At 41.5% G+C, this 15,938-nt stretch carries 19 protein-coding genes and 3 other annotated features; of the genes, 16 read left to right on the top strand and 3 right to left on the bottom strand.

Translation table 11 applies throughout. The features are described from left to right. Positions 1-61 precede the first annotated feature (61 nt). The 7 genes from ACQCT8_RS06595 to thrS all read left to right on the top strand — a co-directional run bounded on the left by ACQCT8_RS06595 (position 62) and on the right by thrS (position 7,892). Positions 62-1,099, top strand: a complete 1,038-nt coding sequence (locus ACQCT8_RS06595) for a glyceraldehyde-3-phosphate dehydrogenase (protein ID WP_426869578.1) — start codon at positions 62-64, stop codon at positions 1,097-1,099. A gap of 482 nt (positions 1,100-1,581) precedes the next feature. Then, positions 1,582-1,962, top strand: a complete 381-nt coding sequence (speD, locus tag ACQCT8_RS06590; RefSeq protein WP_426869576.1) for an adenosylmethionine decarboxylase — start codon at positions 1,582-1,584, stop codon at positions 1,960-1,962. A 292-nt stretch (positions 1,963-2,254) separates the two neighbouring features. Further along, the gene (locus tag ACQCT8_RS06585) at positions 2,255-2,638 is read left to right on the top strand and encodes a hypothetical protein (protein ID WP_426869574.1); all 384 of its coding nucleotides are present in this window, start codon (positions 2,255-2,257) and stop codon (positions 2,636-2,638) included. A 68-nt stretch (positions 2,639-2,706) separates the two neighbouring features. Then, positions 2,707-3,168: a transcriptional regulator NrdR gene (gene nrdR / locus ACQCT8_RS06580; RefSeq protein WP_278239712.1), complete on the top strand. Its 462-nt coding sequence runs from the start codon at positions 2,707-2,709 to the stop codon at positions 3,166-3,168. A 65-nt stretch (positions 3,169-3,233) separates the two neighbouring features. Next, on the top strand, positions 3,234-4,643 hold the full coding sequence (locus ACQCT8_RS06575) for a replication initiation and membrane attachment family protein (RefSeq protein ID WP_426869572.1): 1,410 nt from the start codon (positions 3,234-3,236) through the stop codon (positions 4,641-4,643). After that, a complete protein-coding gene (dnaI, locus tag ACQCT8_RS06570) occupies positions 4,643-5,578 on the top strand; it encodes a primosomal protein DnaI (RefSeq protein ID WP_426869570.1) in 936 nt (311 codons plus the stop codon). Before ACQCT8_RS06575 ends, dnaI begins: the two co-directional genes overlap by 1 nt. Positions 5,579-5,657: 79 nt before the next feature. Further along, positions 5,658-5,891, top strand: a binding site (T-box leader). 66 nt (positions 5,892-5,957) lie between these two features. After that, on the top strand, positions 5,958-7,892 hold the full coding sequence (thrS, locus tag ACQCT8_RS06565) for a threonine--tRNA ligase (protein WP_426869569.1): 1,935 nt from the start codon (positions 5,958-5,960) through the stop codon (positions 7,890-7,892). A 243-nt stretch (positions 7,893-8,135) separates the two neighbouring features. Here the strand turns inward: thrS and ACQCT8_RS06560 are convergent, their stop codons facing one another. Next, positions 8,136-8,606 carry a YusW family protein gene (locus ACQCT8_RS06560; RefSeq protein WP_426869567.1) on the bottom strand — a complete coding sequence of 157 codons (471 nt, stop codon included), beginning with the start codon at positions 8,604-8,606 and terminating at the stop codon, positions 8,136-8,138. A gap of 189 nt (positions 8,607-8,795) precedes the next feature. After that, positions 8,796-8,940, top strand: a sequence feature (ribosomal protein L20 leader region). Between the two features lie 77 nt (positions 8,941-9,017). Between ACQCT8_RS06560 and infC the strand changes: the two genes are divergently transcribed. From infC to ACQCT8_RS06540, 4 genes are all read left to right on the top strand, one after another. Continuing rightward, positions 9,018-9,533 carry a translation initiation factor IF-3 gene (gene infC, locus ACQCT8_RS06555; protein WP_041060427.1) on the top strand — a complete coding sequence of 172 codons (516 nt, stop codon included), beginning with the start codon at positions 9,018-9,020 and terminating at the stop codon, positions 9,531-9,533. A gap of 21 nt (positions 9,534-9,554) precedes the next feature. Then, the gene (gene rpmI / locus ACQCT8_RS06550) at positions 9,555-9,743 is read left to right on the top strand and encodes a 50S ribosomal protein L35 (protein WP_104057088.1); all 189 of its coding nucleotides are present in this window, start codon (positions 9,555-9,557) and stop codon (positions 9,741-9,743) included. 42 nt (positions 9,744-9,785) lie between these two features. Further along, positions 9,786-10,145 carry a 50S ribosomal protein L20 gene (gene rplT / locus ACQCT8_RS06545; RefSeq protein ID WP_278239707.1) on the top strand — a complete coding sequence of 120 codons (360 nt, stop codon included), beginning with the start codon at positions 9,786-9,788 and terminating at the stop codon, positions 10,143-10,145. 147 nt (positions 10,146-10,292) lie between these two features. Beyond that, positions 10,293-10,571, top strand: coding sequence for a DUF1294 domain-containing protein (locus ACQCT8_RS06540; protein WP_426869564.1), 279 nt, complete (start codon positions 10,293-10,295; stop codon positions 10,569-10,571). Positions 10,572-10,592: 21 nt separating this feature from the next. Here the strand turns inward: ACQCT8_RS06540 and ACQCT8_RS06535 are convergent, their stop codons facing one another. Next, complete coding sequence (locus ACQCT8_RS06535) at positions 10,593-11,000, bottom strand: sigma-w pathway protein ysdB (protein WP_426869562.1); 408 nt, start codon at positions 10,998-11,000, stop codon at positions 10,593-10,595. Between the two features lie 136 nt (positions 11,001-11,136). On the opposite strand from ACQCT8_RS06535, the gene ACQCT8_RS06530 reads away from it, so the two are divergent. The 3 genes from ACQCT8_RS06530 to ACQCT8_RS06520 all read left to right on the top strand — a co-directional run bounded on the left by ACQCT8_RS06530 (position 11,137) and on the right by ACQCT8_RS06520 (position 13,321). After that, the gene (locus ACQCT8_RS06530) at positions 11,137-11,622 is read left to right on the top strand and encodes a dUTP diphosphatase (protein ID WP_426869560.1); all 486 of its coding nucleotides are present in this window, start codon (positions 11,137-11,139) and stop codon (positions 11,620-11,622) included. Positions 11,623-11,712: 90 nt separating this feature from the next. Further along, complete coding sequence (locus ACQCT8_RS06525; protein ID WP_426869558.1) at positions 11,713-12,798, top strand: M42 family metallopeptidase; 1,086 nt, start codon at positions 11,713-11,715, stop codon at positions 12,796-12,798. A 64-nt stretch (positions 12,799-12,862) separates the two neighbouring features. Then, the gene (locus ACQCT8_RS06520; RefSeq protein ID WP_426869556.1) at positions 12,863-13,321 is read left to right on the top strand and encodes a small multi-drug export protein; all 459 of its coding nucleotides are present in this window, start codon (positions 12,863-12,865) and stop codon (positions 13,319-13,321) included. A gap of 150 nt (positions 13,322-13,471) precedes the next feature. Here ACQCT8_RS06520 and sspI read toward each other — a convergent pair whose 3' ends face one another. After that, positions 13,472-13,681, bottom strand: a complete 210-nt coding sequence (sspI, locus tag ACQCT8_RS06515) for a small acid-soluble spore protein SspI (RefSeq protein ID WP_278239702.1) — start codon at positions 13,679-13,681, stop codon at positions 13,472-13,474. A gap of 114 nt (positions 13,682-13,795) precedes the next feature. Here sspI and ACQCT8_RS06510 point away from each other — a divergent pair, with 114 nt between their 5' ends. Together ACQCT8_RS06510 and pheS are read left to right on the top strand one after the other, a co-directional pair. Next, positions 13,796-14,545, top strand: coding sequence for a TrmH family RNA methyltransferase (locus ACQCT8_RS06510; protein WP_426869554.1), 750 nt, complete (start codon positions 13,796-13,798; stop codon positions 14,543-14,545). 53 nt (positions 14,546-14,598) lie between these two features. Beyond that, positions 14,599-14,832: a binding site (T-box leader), on the top strand. A gap of 62 nt (positions 14,833-14,894) precedes the next feature. Next, on the top strand, positions 14,895-15,938 hold the full coding sequence (gene pheS, locus ACQCT8_RS06505; protein ID WP_426869551.1) for a phenylalanine--tRNA ligase subunit alpha: 1,044 nt from the start codon (positions 14,895-14,897) through the stop codon (positions 15,936-15,938).

Raw genomic sequence — 15,938 nt, 5'->3', positions numbered from 1 at the left:
TAATATGTTATACTAATCTTAGTTATTCATCTATCAGTATAACATTATTAGGAGGATCTAGATGACACAGACTACTATTGCCATTAATGGGTTTGGACGTATAGGAAGAATGGTATTCCGTAAAGCAGTGATGGAACCTAGCCTTACCATTGCCGCTGTTAATGCGAGCTACCCTGCTGAAACACTTGCCCATCTGCTGAAATATGATACGACTCACGGTGTTTTTCAGGGAGAAGTCCGTGCTGAGGGGAATGCTTTAATCGTAAATGGTCAAAAAATCATGTTAATTAATCAGCGGGATCCGCTGAAGCTTCCATGGAAAAACATGAATATTGATATTGTTATAGAAGCGACGGGCAAGTTTAATGCACGTGATAAAGCCGCTCTTCACCTTGATGCGGGCGCTAAAAAAGTAGTGCTGACAGCGCCGGGCAAACTGGAAGATGTCATGATTGTTATGGGAGTAAATGAAAACGCTTTAGAAATCAAAAAGCACGACATCATTTCAAACGCATCATGTACGACGAATTGCCTTGCCCCAGTGGCTAAAGTGCTGGATGAAGCCTTCGGAATTGTAAATGGACTGATGACAACCGTGCACGCATACACAAATGATCAAAATAATATTGATAATCCTCACAAAGATCTTAGAAGAGCCCGCTCATGCAGCCAGTCAATTATCCCAACCTCGACGGGAGCGGCAAAAGCACTTGGCAAAGTACTTCCCAATCTTCAGGGGAAGCTCCACGGTATGGCACTGCGTGTCCCGACACCCAATGTATCACTCGTTGATCTTGTAGTGGATGTACAGCGGGAAGTGACAGTAGATGAGATAAATCAGGCGTTTATTCAAGCAGCTGACAATGGACTGAATGGCATTATCTCCTATACGACAGAGCCTCTTGTATCGGTCGATTTTAATATGAATTCTCATTCTGCCATAATAGATGGATTATCTACAATGGTGATCGGTGCAACAAAAGTCAAAGTGCTCGCCTGGTACGATAATGAATGGGGCTACTCCTGCAGGGTAGTGGATCTTGTGAAACACGTGGCTCACAAAATGCAGATAACTTCATCTCAAATTCCTGTTTCATAGTGAGTCTAACGAAGTTCTGCATAAATGATAGAACTCGTCCCGTTAGAGCTTAGTGAACGGGGGTAGAGCTTGAGACACCTCGTCTCAGGCTCCTTTGTTTTTATATAAAGATCTTTCATCAATTAAGTTATTCCTCTTTTTCATTCTTTTCTTTTTCTCTTTTTTCCTTTAAAACTTTGTGAAAAGGAACCGGCAATTGCAGCAAAAATATCTCCAATCAGCGTAATAAGCGCGGCCATGTTTTTTCCTCCTTAAATTACGGTCTTCTATGCTTACGTTTTTTAGCGCCATTTGTTTCAAAATAAATTAATTGATTGCAATAAGCTGAAAAAAAACGTATACTATTTTTCGTGATCTTATTTGGTTCCACACAAAGCATATCTTTACTTAAAGGGTTAGGACCTCATCGGACTAACTTTCCCCCGTGGTAAGGATCGTATGAACAACCAAATAAAATCAAATTTAATTAAGGGGGAACGATCATGGAAACAATGGGTCGTCATGTAATTTCAGAACTTTGGGGCTGTGACTTTGAAAAGTTGAACAGCATGGAGTTAATTGAACAGGTATTTGTAGATGCTGCCCTAAAAACAGGTGCAGAAGTAAGAGAAGTAGCGTTTCATAAGTTTGCGCCGCAGGGTGTCAGCGGTGTTGTCATCATTTCAGAATCTCATTTAACAATCCACAGCTTTCCCGAGCACGGATATGCCAGCATTGATGTTTACACATGTGGAGATCTTGATCCCACAATAGCTGCTGATCATATTGCTAAGTCGTTGAATGCTAAAACCAATGAAACCATTGAAGTGCCAAGAGGCATGGGACCTGTACGTGTTGGAAAACCAACAGTCAGCGCCGTTTAAGCATACAATTAATTAGTGAAAGCATTATATAGAGTATAAAAAGAATGTTTCCCGACGGTTTCTTTCGGAAAACATTCTTTTTAATATGGAGAAATAGTTGCTTAATCCCTAAACAATAAGCAGGAATTCTGCGTTGGCGGAAAGGGCATCCGCCTGAAACAATTGAACCCGCTTAATTCAATTTACATTCACTGTAAAAGTGTTCAACGTAAAAGAATGTACATTCGTTTTGTTCTTTTCTATAAACATTGATAGAATAGTAGATAGAAGAGTATTACAGGAGGAGATTGAATTGGCAGGAATACGCGGATTATTTAAGCGGTTTAGTTCAGAATGCGAAACGTCAGATCAGCATAGAGAAGAAGAGCTGCAAACACATTATTTTAAGGCATCTTTTGACAAAGCCTTTGGTATGGTGGAAAAATTTTATTCCTCACCAGGCTATTCCATTACTTCAGAGTCAAAAGAGCACGGTGAAATGATGATTCAGAAATCGAGCAATCCGAAAATGTTCATTATAGCGACCATTGTAAGCACCAGGCCATTACATACTGCAGTGGATATTAAAGTTTCTGCTGAATCCACCATCATCGGCGGAGCGTATCCGAAATTAAAACAAGAGATTTTAAAGTGCTATGCTTACTTAGGCAAGGAGCTTAGAAAAGATCAGCGATGAGCCTTCTTGTGCTTTGATCCTATTTTTATTATGATAGAAGCAAATAATCACGTTGTGGAGCTGGTTTTATGAAATGCCCGTCGTGTCATGAAAATACGACAAGAGTCATTGATTCCAGACAAATCGATGAAGGAAAAGCAATCCGCAGAAGAAGGGAATGCGAATCCTGCCACTATCGATTCACTACCTTTGAAAAAGTGGAGGAAATCCCTTTGATTGTAGTGAAGAAGGATGGAATACGGGAAGAGTTCAGCAGGGAGAAGATCTTAAGAGGTCTTATTCGTGCATGTGAGAAGCGGCCGGTGCCTTTTGAGGAATTAGAGAAAATTTCTTCCTCAATCGAAAGAGAACTCCGTAATCAGGGGATTTCTGAGACGCCTTCAGTTGATATCGGAGAACTCGTAATGGACAGGCTGTCAAAAGTGGACGAAGTCGCGTACGTCCGATTTGCTTCCGTTTACCGGCAATTTAAAGATATAAATGTTTTTATTGATGAATTAAAAGAAATAATTAATAAAGAACGAGCATAAGGGAGCTTAAGCGATGCCTTAGCTCTTTTTTTGTCTATTGCATGAAAAGGAAGGGCCGATTTATCATGACAAATATGTGGAGAGAAGTTCAGCCCACAGACGACTACCGTGTTCAATTAAACGGATTGTTGCACGAAACGGACAGGTCGATTATTCAGTCACTTTACCAGCCGCTGGTTGGATCTTCATCCATAAGTTTGTATTTTATGCTTTGGGAAGAAGTGCAGGACCATAATCTTGAGAGTGATCCTGTCACGCATGCGACGCTTCTTGGCATGCTGAACGTTTCAATTGATCAGATCTTTGAAGCAAGAATCCATCTGGAAGGGATGGGTCTGCTTAAAACGTTTGTCAAAGGTGGAGAATCTAAAGAATTTTTATATCAATTGCAGCCTCCGCTGCAGGCAGATGAATTTTTTGAAGACCCCATGCTCAGTGTTTTCCTTTACCGGCAAGTGGGCAATACTCAGTTTCAACGGCTGAAAAAAAGATTTTGTGTACCTTTTGAAGAGCTGACCTCATACAGAGAAGTGACCCGCTCCTTTCAGGATGTCTACGCATCTGAAGCATTAATGAGCAGAATGCCTGAAGACAGCCGTCTGCCTGGTGACAACGAATCGCTTCTTTTTTCTGGACAAAATCCCGGTATTCAAACTGATTTTTCAACATTTGATTTCCATTTGCTTCTCGCTGGTCTGTCTGAAAGAATGGTGCCAAGAAAGGCGATGAATTATAAAGTTAAAAGTATGGTATCAAAGCTTGCGGCTTTATATGGACTTAATGAGATGGATATGAAAAATATTGTCCTCTCGGCAGTTACCGAGGAAAATGAGATTGATTTAGAGGTCTTAAGAAAATCTGCAAGAGATTTTTATCAGCTGAATCGAAATCAGAATCTGCCCGGTCTTGCATCTGCTGTTAACAAGCCCGATCCTCCAGCTAACCACTCAGTCCGTTCAGACTCTAATGATGGAGAGCTGATGGAATACCTTGAAAAAGCCTCGCCGGTGCAGGTATTAAAAGATGCCTCTAATGGAGTGGAACCCTCTAAATCAGAGCTGGCGCTAATTGAGGACTTGCTTTATCATAAAAAGCTGCCTCAGGGAGTGGTCAATGTTCTCCTTCAATTTGTCCTGCTGCGAACAGGGATGAAATTAACGAAAGCATTTGTTGAGCAAATTGCCACCCATTGGGCGCGATCGAATATTACGACAGTGGAAGCTGCTATGGATTTAGCAAAAAAAGAACACAAGAAATACATGGAGTGGAAAGAGGAAACAAATAACGGCACTAAAAAACGAAAAAGCAATAAGACGATTCGAAAAGAGCAGCTTCCTGACTGGTTTAAAAACAGACAGCAGGAAGATAGCCCAAATCAATCTGATGAGGAACTGCAGGATCCTGATTTTGAAGAAAAAAAACGCAGGTATTTGGAGAAGCGTCGTCAAAAGAAGCTTGAGGCAGGTGATCAATAATGGATCCAATAAACCGCACACTGAAGAAACTGGCAGGATCTGATCGTTTTCAGGAAAGATACAACGAAATGAAAAAACAAATCACTTCCAATCCTGAAGTGCAGCAGTTTTTTGAAGATCATAAAGAAGAGCTTGCACCAAATGCACTGGATCAGGGGATGATTAAGCTGTATGAATTTATTAATCGTTCCCATTCATGCAAAAGCTGTCCAAGTCTTGAGGGCTGCATAAACACGATGTCAGGGTTTGAGCCGAAAATTATCATACAAAGCGGCCTGATTGATCTGGAGTACCACAGATGTCCAAGGAAGCGGTCATATGATGAACAGCGGCGGACTGAAACGCTCATTCAAAGCATGTACGTTCCTAAAGATGTTTTAAGAGCAACTCTCGATGATGTAGATATTGATAATGACGACCGCATGCGTGTTCATGAAATAGCGGAAGACCTGGTAGACAGACTGATCAAAGATCCGGAGCATTATAAAGGATTATTCATTCACGGTGAATTTGGGGTAGGGAAAAGCTATATCTTAGGAGCGATTGCGAATGAGCTGAAAAAAAATAATCGCGCAAGCTTTATTCTCTATTTCCCCGAATTTCTGCGTGAAATGAAGCAGTCTCTTGGAGATCAGTCTTTTCACAGCAAAATGGATGCGGTGAAAAAGAGCTCCATTCTTATGCTTGATGATATTGGGGCTGAGTCATTATCCAGCTGGGCAAGAGATGAAGTGCTTGGCACGATTCTGCAGTACCGCATGGCAGAAGAGCTTCCTACATTTTTTACTTCTAACTTTGACTATAAAGGGCTTGAACATCATCTTACGTACTCACAAAGAGGAGAAGAAGAGCCGGTTAAAGCAGCGAGAATTATGGAGCGGATTAAGTTCCTGACGATTCCCGTGCATATGAGCGGGAAAAATCGCAGAAATTAAGCGGATGCCTGAAAAGAGACTTGCTTTTCTAAAGTCTTTGCTCTAAAATGACATCAAACGAAACACACTAATTCCATATCAAAAAGTATCGATAAGGACATGTATGGTTACGACGGATTCCAAGAGAAAAAGGGGCATAGGCTGAAACCCCTTTAATTACGAGTAGCTGATTCACCCCCTTTGAACTGTATGAGCGAAGTCACAGTAGTTCATATCGGATGCAGCCCGTTAGCTGAGCCAGAGATTCTAATCAGACGATTGATTAGAAAGAAGGGTGGAACCGCGAGTTTGCTTATTAAGCCTCGTCCCTTTCCGGGGATGGGGCTTTTTTGTGTTTAATTCAGCCTGTAAACGGCATCTAAATTAAGGAGTGAGAACAATGTCAGAAGTAATCAACATTACATTTCCTGATGGCAATTCTAAAGAGTACCCAGCAGGAACTTCAATTGAAAAAATAGCTTCGTCAATTTCTTCAGGGCTAAAGAAAAAAGCAATTGCAGGTAAATTCAACGATGCAGTAATTGATTTGCGCACCCCGCTGACTGAAAGCGGAGCTGTTGAAATTTTAACTCCTGACAATGAGGAGTCTTTAGAAATCATGCGCCATAGTACAGCTCATTTGCTCGCGCAGGCTGTAAAACGCCTTTACCCGGATGCTAAGCTTGGCGTCGGACCTGTTATTGAAGGCGGGTTCTACTATGATATTGATACAGAATCTTCGATCTCAACTGAAGATCTTCCACGAATTGAAAAAGAAATGAAAAAAATTATCGGTGATAACATAAATGTAGAACGTGAGGTTGTCAGCAGAGATGAAGCAATCGAGCGTTTTAAGGCGATTCAGGATCCCTATAAGCTTGAACTGATAGATGCCATTCCTTTGGATGAGGATGTAACGATTTATAAGCAAAGTGAATTTTTCGATCTATGCAGAGGCATCCATGTTCCTTCGACAAAGCATATAAAAGAATTTAAGTTATTAAGTGTGGCAGGAGCTTATTGGAGGGGCAACAGTGACAATAAGATGCTTCAAAGAATTTATGGTACAGCTTTCTTTAAAAAAGAAGAACTTGATCATCATTTGAAAATGATCGAAGAAGCAAAAGAACGGGATCATCGTAAACTTGGCAAAGAGCTTGATTTATTTACGAGTTCACAATTGGTTGGACAGGGACTTCCTCTTTGGCTGCCAAAAGGGGCGACGATACGCCGTACCATTGAGCGCTACATTGTCGATAAAGAACTCTCCCTGGGATATGAGCATGTGTACACACCTGTTCTCGGAAGCGCTGATTTGTATAAAACAAGCGGACACTGGGAGCACTATGAAGAAGGCATGTTTCCTCCTATGGAAATGGATAATGAAACATTAGTGCTGCGTCCAATGAACTGCCCGCACCATATGATGGTGTATAAACAGGACATTCACAGCTACCGTGAGCTGCCGATACGAATTGCGGAACTCGGCCTCATGCACCGCTATGAAATGTCAGGTGCCCTATCCGGCCTTCAGCGTGTAAGAGCGATGACATTAAATGATGCTCATATTTTCGCGCGGCCTGATCAAATTAAAGAAGAATTCCAGCGTGTTGTTCGTCTTATAGAAGAAGTATATAAAGACTTTGGCTTAAATGAGTATAAATTCCGTTTATCCTACCGAGATCCTGAGGACACAGAAAAATATTTTGACGATGATGCCATGTGGAATAAAGCCCAAGCCATGCTTAAAGAGGCGATGGACGAAATGGGACATGACTATTTCGAAGCAGATGGAGAAGCTGCTTTCTACGGACCAAAGCTTGACGTCCAAGTAAAAACAGCTATTGGCAAAGAAGAAACATTGTCAACGGTCCAGCTTGATTTCCTCCTTCCTGAACGCTTTGACCTGAATTATATTGGGGAAGATGGAAAGCAGCACCGGCCGGTTGTCATTCACCGTGGTGTAGTTTCCACAATGGAACGATTTGTCGCCTTTTTAATTGAAGAGCATAAAGGCGCACTTCCTACATGGCTTTCTCCGGTTCAGGTGCAGGTCATTCCTGTATCTCCAAGCATCCATCTGGATTATGCTAAAAAAGTACAGGATGAATTGCGTTTAAATGGTGCCCGGGTGGAAATTGATCTCCGTGATGAAAAAATGGGCTATAAAATCAGAGAAGCACAAATGAAAAAAATCCCGTACATGCTTGTTGTAGGGGATCAGGAAGCAGAGAAAGAAGAAGTAAATGTAAGAAAATACGGAGAGCAAAACTCTGAAACGATTGCATTTGCGGACTTTACTGCTGCATTGAAGAAAGAAACACATAAAGGATAAGCACTAAAAAAATGATGGTCTTGACCGGTTCATTTCCGTTTGAGGTGCAGTGTCTATGGCGGGGCGGGAGATTGAGCCGCTTTCCCAGCAGGAGTCCGTTGAACCTGCTCGGTCGAATGGATACAGGACCACACGAAAAAAATTCTATACAAACCAAAAAAGGTCCTTATGAATAGTTGCTTATTCATAAGGACCTTCTTTTGATCATTAATTGAGTATAATCATTTATAGTAAAGAGGATAATTACTCCTCTTGCTGCTCAATTTCCTTTTCTGTACCATCCTCAAAGGTAATTTCAATCTCGATTGACTGATACCCTTCTTCAACTTCAAACCCCTCAATTACTGCCTGAACGATTTCTTCATCAGAGGTTTGGTCTGTGAAATCAAGTTCACTCAATACAGGTTCAATTTCCTGATAAGCATCGTCACCAGCAAGAGTGAGGGCATTTCTTTGGTCTTCATAAACTGCCTCTACGTTTTCGTCAGCATTATATGAAACCTCTAAATCATTTTCAGTTCCTTCATAATCAACTTCTAAATCAAATTCAAGGTAGGAAATTGTAGGAACTTCATCCTGTGACTCTGATTCAGCAGCTTCATTTTCTTCAACAGAAGGCGCATCTGCCGGTTCCTCAACTGTTTCATCTTCTTGAGCACATGCTGATATGAGTATGACAGATCCTGCAAGAGTGATTGGCAATAATTTTTTCATATAAAAACCTCCTGATGTATTAAATCAACTGTTCGTATTTAATAATAGCCTAATTAAATTTTTTTAAACAAAATTGGGTTGCAGTATATAGACTGTCATGGTATGATCAAACATGTTGATTAATCGATAGGGATTGACAAGCACTCGCCGATAAGGTACAATCGAAAGAGTGAATTGAATACAAGTTTGTGGTAAAAGAAGAGGCAGCCCGCTTCTCACCTGACTGGCGCATTAAGCAGCTAACAGGTAACACGTGATCCTATTAGACATTGTCTGTCTTTATAGAAAACACTGATGCGGGAAACAGCTTCGTTTCCGGCTTTTTTTGTGTGATCATTTACGAGAAAGCAGTTGAATAGACCCTTTAGCCCCAACCGCGTATTCGCGACATCAATCCGGAGGTGGATTACTATTAGCAAAGACGTATTATTAAACGAAGGTATTCGTGCACGTGAAGTTCGGCTGATCGATCAAAACGGGGAGCAGCTTGGCATTAAATCCAAGAATGAAGCCCTTGAAATCGCAGCTCGTGTAAACCTGGATGTAGTACTAGTTGCACCGAATGCAAAGCCGCCAGTAGCCCGTATCATGGATTACGGCAAATTTAAATTCGAGCAGCAAAAGAAAGACAAAGAAGCGCGTAAGAACCAAAAAATCATAAATTTGAAAGAAGTACGTTTAAGTCCTACGATCGAAGAACATGATTTTAATACGAAGCTTCGCAATGCCCGTAAGTTCCTTGAAAAAGGGGACAAAGTGAAAGCATCTATCCGCTTCCGCGGCCGTGCAATTACGCACAAGGAAATTGGACAGCGTGTGCTTGAGCGTTTCGCTGAAGCATGCAAAGACGTTTCCACCGTTGAAACGAAGCCAAAAATGGATGGCCGCAGCATGTTTCTTATGCTCGCCCCAACGAACGAAAAGTAAGTTTTAAGGAGGACAATACTCATGCCAAAAATGAAAACTCACCGCGGATCAGCTAAGCGTTTCAAAAAGACTGGATCTGGAAAGCTTAAGCGTTCACGCGCGTTCACAAGTCACCTTTTCGCTAACAAATCAACAAAAGCTAAACGTAAACTGCGTAAGAGCTCAACGGTTTCAGCTGGCGATTACAAACGCATCAAACACATGATCTAATCAAACTAAAACAGTACAATGATTTATTAGGAGGTTTTTAATATGCCACGTGTTAAAGGTGGAATCGTTTCACGTAAACGTAGAAAAAGAGTTCTTAAACTCGCAAAAGGTTATTTCGGTTCAAAGCATACTCTTTACAAAGTAGCGAACCAGCAGGTAATGAAATCAGGAAACTATGCTTTCCGCGACCGTCGTCAAAAGAAGCGTGATTTCCGTAAACTATGGATCACACGTATTAATGCAGCTGCACGTACAAACGGCCTTTCTTACAGCCGTTTAATGCACGGACTAAAGCTTGCTGGAATTGAAGTAAACCGCAAAATGCTTGCTGATCTTGCTGTAGCAGACGACAAAGCATTTGCTCAGCTTGCTGATGCTGCTAAAAATCAACTGAACAAGTAATAATATGAATCAGGCTGTCCTTATAGGGGCAGTCTTTTTTACATAACAAAAGCAGTTCTGCTTTGGGGAATAAAAAATCTGATTGATAGATGAGTTCAACGATAAGATTTACAAAGCTCACGTTCAATCAGTATAAGGAGCTGTAATATGAATCCTGCAGTAATCACTTTTATTTTCACACTTTACCTGGCAGTTATGTCACTGGTCGGCTTTTATTGTATGGGAGCAGACAAAAAAAGAGCGAGAAAAAATCAATACAGAATTTCAGAAAACACACTATGGGCCATAACCATCCTGGGAGGGGCTCCGGGAACTTATGCCGGGATGAAAAAATTCCGGCATAAAACGAAACACAACGCCTTTAAATACGGTCTTCCGTTCTTCGCAATTGCATATGGAATGGTCCTGCTTATACTGTGGATTTAAAAAAGAGGAAGAATTGCGATTTCACCGCGTTTCTTCCTCTTTTTTTGCTTTTATCATTAATTCTTTTATCGGACTCTTCCAGTCGATTTGTGCCATCGGGTAGCTGCTTTTAATATCTGTTTCAAGAAAAAGAAAATCCTCGACTGTAAAACCTTGAAGTTTGGAAGGATCTTTTGTCCATACGAAAATGGATAGCACTTCAAAAGAACGGTCTGATTCACCAAGGTACTTTTCACCTTGAAACAGAACACCTTTGTACGTGAGAAAAAAATTCTTTCGGACGTTTTTTGCGTCGTCGTAAAAATAATACTCTTCTTTTTCGTGAGCCAGTTCAAGTTTTCGTTTGGGATCAAATAAATACTTAAAGCCTTTGTATAATAAATAAATAATAAGTGCTAAAATCACCAAACGAAGAACGATCAATATCATTATGCGATCCCCCTGCCTAAAGTCAGTCCTTACTGCTATACGAAATGGATATGAAAAAGGTTTCATTTTTTTAAGGTTTTGAAGGGTTTCCTGCAGCATGATTTCTGGTACACTGTGAGGGAAAGGACGTGCAAAAATGAACTGGACTAAGCTTTATGACATGCAGCAGCAGCTGGATGCATTCATTGAAAAAGAGAAAAATATTGAAAATCAGAATCTGTTTGATAAAAAAATTGTAGCGCTGTTTGTTGAAGCAGGAGAGCTGGCAAATGAAACACGCTGCTTTAAATTTTGGAGTGAAAAAGATTCCTCAGATAAAGATGTGATCCTTGAGGAGTATGTGGATGGAGTACATTTTCTGCTTTCACTGGGGCTTGAAAAAGGCCTCAGATATGAAGGATCTAAAAGAGAAAAGCCAGCTGCAGAGCTTACGGATCAATTTAAAAAATTATATGGAAGTATTCATTCATTCGCTGTAGATACTGATTATCAGACGTATGCGCAAGCCTGGGATGTTTATCTCGGCATCGGCCGCTCGCTTGGATTTACAGAAGATGAGGTCATGCAGGCTTACGTAGATAAAAATGAGATTAACATTTTAAGACAGCAGCAAGGCTATTAAAAACATTTAAGGCAGGTTAGGTCAATTTTGTGAATGTTTAGACGAAATGGTATAATGCTTAATGGAAAGAATGATGGGGAGGCTGAAAAAATGACGAATTTAACTGAACAGCTGCAAATGCTGAAAGATTTAACGGATGCAAAAGGGATCCCGGGCAACGAACGGGAACCGCGAGAGGTCATGAAAAAATACATAGCTCCATTTTCTGATGAAGTGACAACGGACGGCATTGGCAGTTTAATTGCTAAGAAAACCGGTGAGCAGGGCGGACCACGGGTTATGGTAGCAGGACATCTTGATGAAGTAGGATTTATGATTACCCAAATAGATGATAAAGGCTTTCTGCGCTTTCAAACAGTTGGAGGCTGGTGGTCTCAGGTTATGCTGGCACAGCGTGTAACGATTGTTACCAGGAAAGGGGATATTACGGGAGTAATTGGATCTAAACCGCCGCATATTCTGCCGCCGGAAGCACGCAAAAAGTCAGTTGACATAAAAGATATGTTCATTGACATTGGTGCGTCTTCACGGGAAGAGGCAGTTGAATGGGGAATTACGCCTGGCGACATGGTCGTGCCATACTTTGAATTTACTGTCATGAATAATGAAAAAATGCTTCTTGCCAAAGCGTGGGATAACCGTATTGGCTGTGCAATTGCGATTGATGTTCTTCGCGGCTTAAAAGATGCAAGCCATCCAAATGAAGTGTACGGCGTTGGCTCAGTACAGGAAGAAGTTGGGCTCCGCGGAGCTAAAACGGCGGCTTCAGTTATTAAGCCGGATATCGGCATTGCAGTTGACGTAGGCATTGCGGGTGACACACCTGGTGTTACTTCTAAAGAAGCCTCCTCAAAAATGGGGAAAGGTCCTCAGGTTATTTTATATGACGCTTCAATGGTAGGTCATAAGGGCCTTCGTGATTTTGTCACTTCTGTTGCAGACGAGCATGGAATTCCTTATCAATTTGACGCAATAGCAGGAGGCGGAACAGATGCGGGCTCCATTCATCTGGCTGCAAACGGGGCACCATCGATTGCCATCACGGTCGCTTCACGGTACATCCACTCCCATGCTGCAATGATTCATAAAGATGATTATGAAAATGCAGTAAAACTTATTGTTGAACTAATAAAAAAATTAGACCGTGACCAGGTAAATAAAATTACTTTTGAATAATATGTAACCAGACTTCACCTCTTGCGTATAGAAGGAGGTGAAGTCTTTTTTAGGAGGAACGAACATGGTCTTTGTTGAATATGCGTTAATTTTTCTGGCAGCTGCTACACCATGGCTTGAAATTGCACTTGTTATTCCTCTCGGGATCGTAAGGGGGCATTCGCCTGTTTTGGTCATGCTCACAGGATTCCTTGGTAATATGCTGACTGTTGTCCTGCTCGTGGTATTATTTGAACAGGTGAAATCCTATTTTGCAAAAAGATCAAAAAATGATAAACCGAAGAGAAACAAGAGGCAGGAAAGAGGACGGAAAATCTGGAACAAATATGGACTCCCGGGTCTGGCACTTTTAGGACCGATCTTAATAGGAACTCATATCGCAGCTTTTATTGGCATGAGTCTTGGCGCTCAAAAGTCGTGGACGCTGCTCTGGCTGACAATCAGTATTGGCGTTTGGTCGCTTGTTTTTGGTATCGGGACCATGCTTGGGTTTGATTTCTTTATTCAGGGACAGGAAAGCTAAAGAATACTTTATTCATTTCCTTTGCAAAGAAATTCACTCGTACCTTTAAAAAAGTTAAAGCACGCGCTGCGGGCAACTGTTTGGAGATTCCAATCAGCATTCCATCAGCGCGTGCATCAACTTTCTCAGCTGTCTTTACCTGCAGCTTTTTTAATGCTTTAATCCGCCTTCAAGCGTCCCTATCATTTGATCCCGTTCGTCCTTTGAACTTTTATTCCAAATAAGCTCAAACAATACACCTAAACCCGGGAGCAGATGCTCATCCTGACGCTCGATTGAATCCACAATGGTAGCCTCTAATTCCTGTGGAGAATTATCCTTCACATTATGGATAACCGTTTTTCTGATATTTAAATCCATACAAAAAACCTCCTATCGCTTAGAGTTCTATTATTTTCCCCAGTCTCTGCTTTTTTATCCGCAATCGCTCGTATATAATGTAGGGACGACTGGATATAGGAAAGAAGGAATAAAATGAATTTTCTACAATCACTTCAAAACCCGCAGGTAAAAGGGTGGAAAAAGCTTTTGACAAAAAAAGGCCGGGATCAATCCAATTTATTCCTGGTAGAAGGATTTCATTTAGTTGAAGAGGCAATAAAAGCAAATGCAGTAAAAGAAGTGATGATTCGTGAAGGAATTGAAATCCCTGACTGGCTGGACGATTCTATTCCCGTTACAGGGCTGACAGAGGAAGTTACAAAAGTGATTGCAGAAACAGAACATACTCAGGGAATCTTTGCTGTTTGCAAGCAGGAATCCCGAGCTCTGACAGAGTTTAATGCTGAGACCATTTTGCTGATAGATGGCGTTCAGGATCCGGGAAATATTGGCACGATGATCCGCACGGCAGATGCAGCTGGAATTGATCTCGTTATCCTTGGCAAAGGTTCAGCTGACCCTTATAATGCAAAGGTTTTACGATCGGCTCAGGGCAGTCATTTTCATTTGCCGATTGTAAAGGAGGATCTAACAAACACCATTCAGACCTTAAAAGAGAAAGGGATTCCTCTTTACGGAACGGCTCTGCAGAATGCATCCTCCTTTAAAGACGCGCCGTCCGGTGAACCATTTGCCTTGATTATGGGCAATGAAGGAGCAGGGGTTAATAGAGAGTTCCTTGATCTGACAAATCAGAATTTATATGTGCCGATTCAAGGCAAAAGCGAATCACTCAATGTAGCTGTAGCAGCTGGAATCCTGCTGTTTCATTTAAAAGGATAAGAAAAAAGGTTTGAAAGCAGACAGAATTAGTTTATACTAATACCATTAATGCTATAAAAACATTGACGGAGAAAAGTAATCAGGCAAAAACATGCAGGGAGAGCGCCCCTTGATTGAAAGGGTGCTTATGGGATTGCTTGATGAAGTTCACCTCCAGAGTTGACATCGGGACCACATTACGTGTAAAGATGCTCCGGCTGCGAATAGCCGTTATCCAATTAAGAGTGAGCAGTTTATTGACTGTTAACTAGGGTGGTACCACGGAATCCAAGCGCTTCGTCCCTAACCTTTCAGGGGAGAAGTGCTTTTTTGCGTTCAAAAAATGAGTAGAAATAGGGAGGAATTCGTGATGGAAGAAAAATTAAAGCAGCTTAAGCAGGAAGCAGCTGCTCAAGTTGAACAGTCTGTTGATTCAAAGCAGTTAAACGATGTCCGAGTCGCTTATTTAGGAAAAAAAGGTCCTATAACAGAAGTGTTAAAAGGAATGGGAAAGCTTTCAGCTGAAGAACGACCTAAAATGGGAGCTCTTGCCAACGAAGTGCGCGATGACATCACAAAAGCAATTGAAGCAAAACAGCAGCTGCTTGAAAAAGCAGAGATTGAAAAAAAGCTGGCAGAAGAATCAATTGATGTAACATTGCCCGGCCGGCCCGTTAACAGTGGAACGCATCACCCGTTGACTAGCATCATCGAAGACATTGAAGATCTGTTTATTTCAATGGGATACACAGTGGAAGAAGGACCGGAAGTGGAAAAGGATTACTATAATTTTGAAGCCTTAAATTTGCCTAAAGGCCACCCCGCACGTGATATGCAGGACTCATTTTATATCACGGAGGATATCTTGCTCCGCACCCATACCTCCCCTGTTCAAGCGAGGACAATGGAACGTCATAAAGGCAAAGGTCCTGTAAAGATCATCTGTCCGGGTAAAGTTTACCGCAGAGACAATGATGACGCGACTCATTCTCACCAATTTATGCAGATCGAGGGTCTGGTTGTCGATGAAAATATCCGCATGAGTGATTTAAAGGGGACTTTAAATGTTTTTGCAAAAAAAATGTTTGGAGAAGACCGTGAAATCAGGCTGCGTCCAAGTTTCTTCCCATTTACCGAACCCTCTGTTGAAATGGATATCTCCTGTAAAATTTGCGGAGGCAAAGGATGCAGCGTCTGCAAAGGCACGGGCTGGATTGAAATTTTAGGAGCGGGAATGGTTCATCCGAATGTACTCGAAATGGCAGGCTTTGATTCAAAAAAATACACCGGCTTTGCATTTGGAATGGGACCCGAACGGATCGCTATGCTGAAATATGGAATCGATGATATCCGCCATTACTATGCAAATGATCAGCGTTTTCTTACACAGTTCGGACAAAAAGAATTTAAGTAA

This window comes from Jeotgalibacillus proteolyticus, assembly GCF_050107735.1.
GTDB lineage: Bacteria > Bacillota > Bacilli > Bacillales > Jeotgalibacillaceae > Jeotgalibacillus > Jeotgalibacillus proteolyticus_A.
The sequence above is the reverse complement of the archived record's forward strand: the minus strand, read 5'-3'. Positions and strand labels throughout refer to the sequence as shown.

Bases quoted from the DNA above. Each gene is read 5' to 3' on its own strand.
- speD (WP_426869576.1), top strand. From the start codon at position 1,582: ATGGAAACAATGGGTCGTCATGTAATTTCAGAACTTTGGGGCTGTGAC.
- ACQCT8_RS06535 (WP_426869562.1), bottom strand. From the start codon at position 11,000: ATGATATTGATCGTTCTTCGTTTGGTGATTTTAGCACTTATTATTTAT.
- ACQCT8_RS06530 (WP_426869560.1), top strand. From the start codon at position 11,137: ATGAACTGGACTAAGCTTTATGACATGCAGCAGCAGCTGGATGCATTC.
- ACQCT8_RS06525 (WP_426869558.1), top strand. From the start codon at position 11,713: ATGACGAATTTAACTGAACAGCTGCAAATGCTGAAAGATTTAACGGAT.
- rplT (WP_278239707.1), top strand. From the start codon at position 9,786: ATGCCACGTGTTAAAGGTGGAATCGTTTCACGTAAACGTAGAAAAAGA.
- pheS (WP_426869551.1), top strand. From the start codon at position 14,895: ATGGAAGAAAAATTAAAGCAGCTTAAGCAGGAAGCAGCTGCTCAAGTT.
- nrdR (WP_278239712.1), top strand. From the start codon at position 2,707: ATGAAATGCCCGTCGTGTCATGAAAATACGACAAGAGTCATTGATTCC.
- ACQCT8_RS06575 (WP_426869572.1), top strand. From the start codon at position 3,234: ATGACAAATATGTGGAGAGAAGTTCAGCCCACAGACGACTACCGTGTT.
- rpmI (WP_104057088.1), top strand. From the start codon at position 9,555: ATGCCAAAAATGAAAACTCACCGCGGATCAGCTAAGCGTTTCAAAAAG.
- ACQCT8_RS06595 (WP_426869578.1), top strand. From the start codon at position 62: ATGACACAGACTACTATTGCCATTAATGGGTTTGGACGTATAGGAAGA.
- thrS (WP_426869569.1), top strand. From the start codon at position 5,958: ATGTCAGAAGTAATCAACATTACATTTCCTGATGGCAATTCTAAAGAG.
- sspI (WP_278239702.1), bottom strand. From the start codon at position 13,681: ATGGATTTAAATATCAGAAAAACGGTTATCCATAATGTGAAGGATAAT.
- ACQCT8_RS06510 (WP_426869554.1), top strand. From the start codon at position 13,796: ATGAATTTTCTACAATCACTTCAAAACCCGCAGGTAAAAGGGTGGAAA.
- ACQCT8_RS06560 (WP_426869567.1), bottom strand. From the start codon at position 8,606: ATGAAAAAATTATTGCCAATCACTCTTGCAGGATCTGTCATACTCATA.
- dnaI (WP_426869570.1), top strand. From the start codon at position 4,643: ATGGATCCAATAAACCGCACACTGAAGAAACTGGCAGGATCTGATCGT.
- ACQCT8_RS06540 (WP_426869564.1), top strand. From the start codon at position 10,293: ATGAATCCTGCAGTAATCACTTTTATTTTCACACTTTACCTGGCAGTT.
- ACQCT8_RS06520 (WP_426869556.1), top strand. From the start codon at position 12,863: ATGGTCTTTGTTGAATATGCGTTAATTTTTCTGGCAGCTGCTACACCA.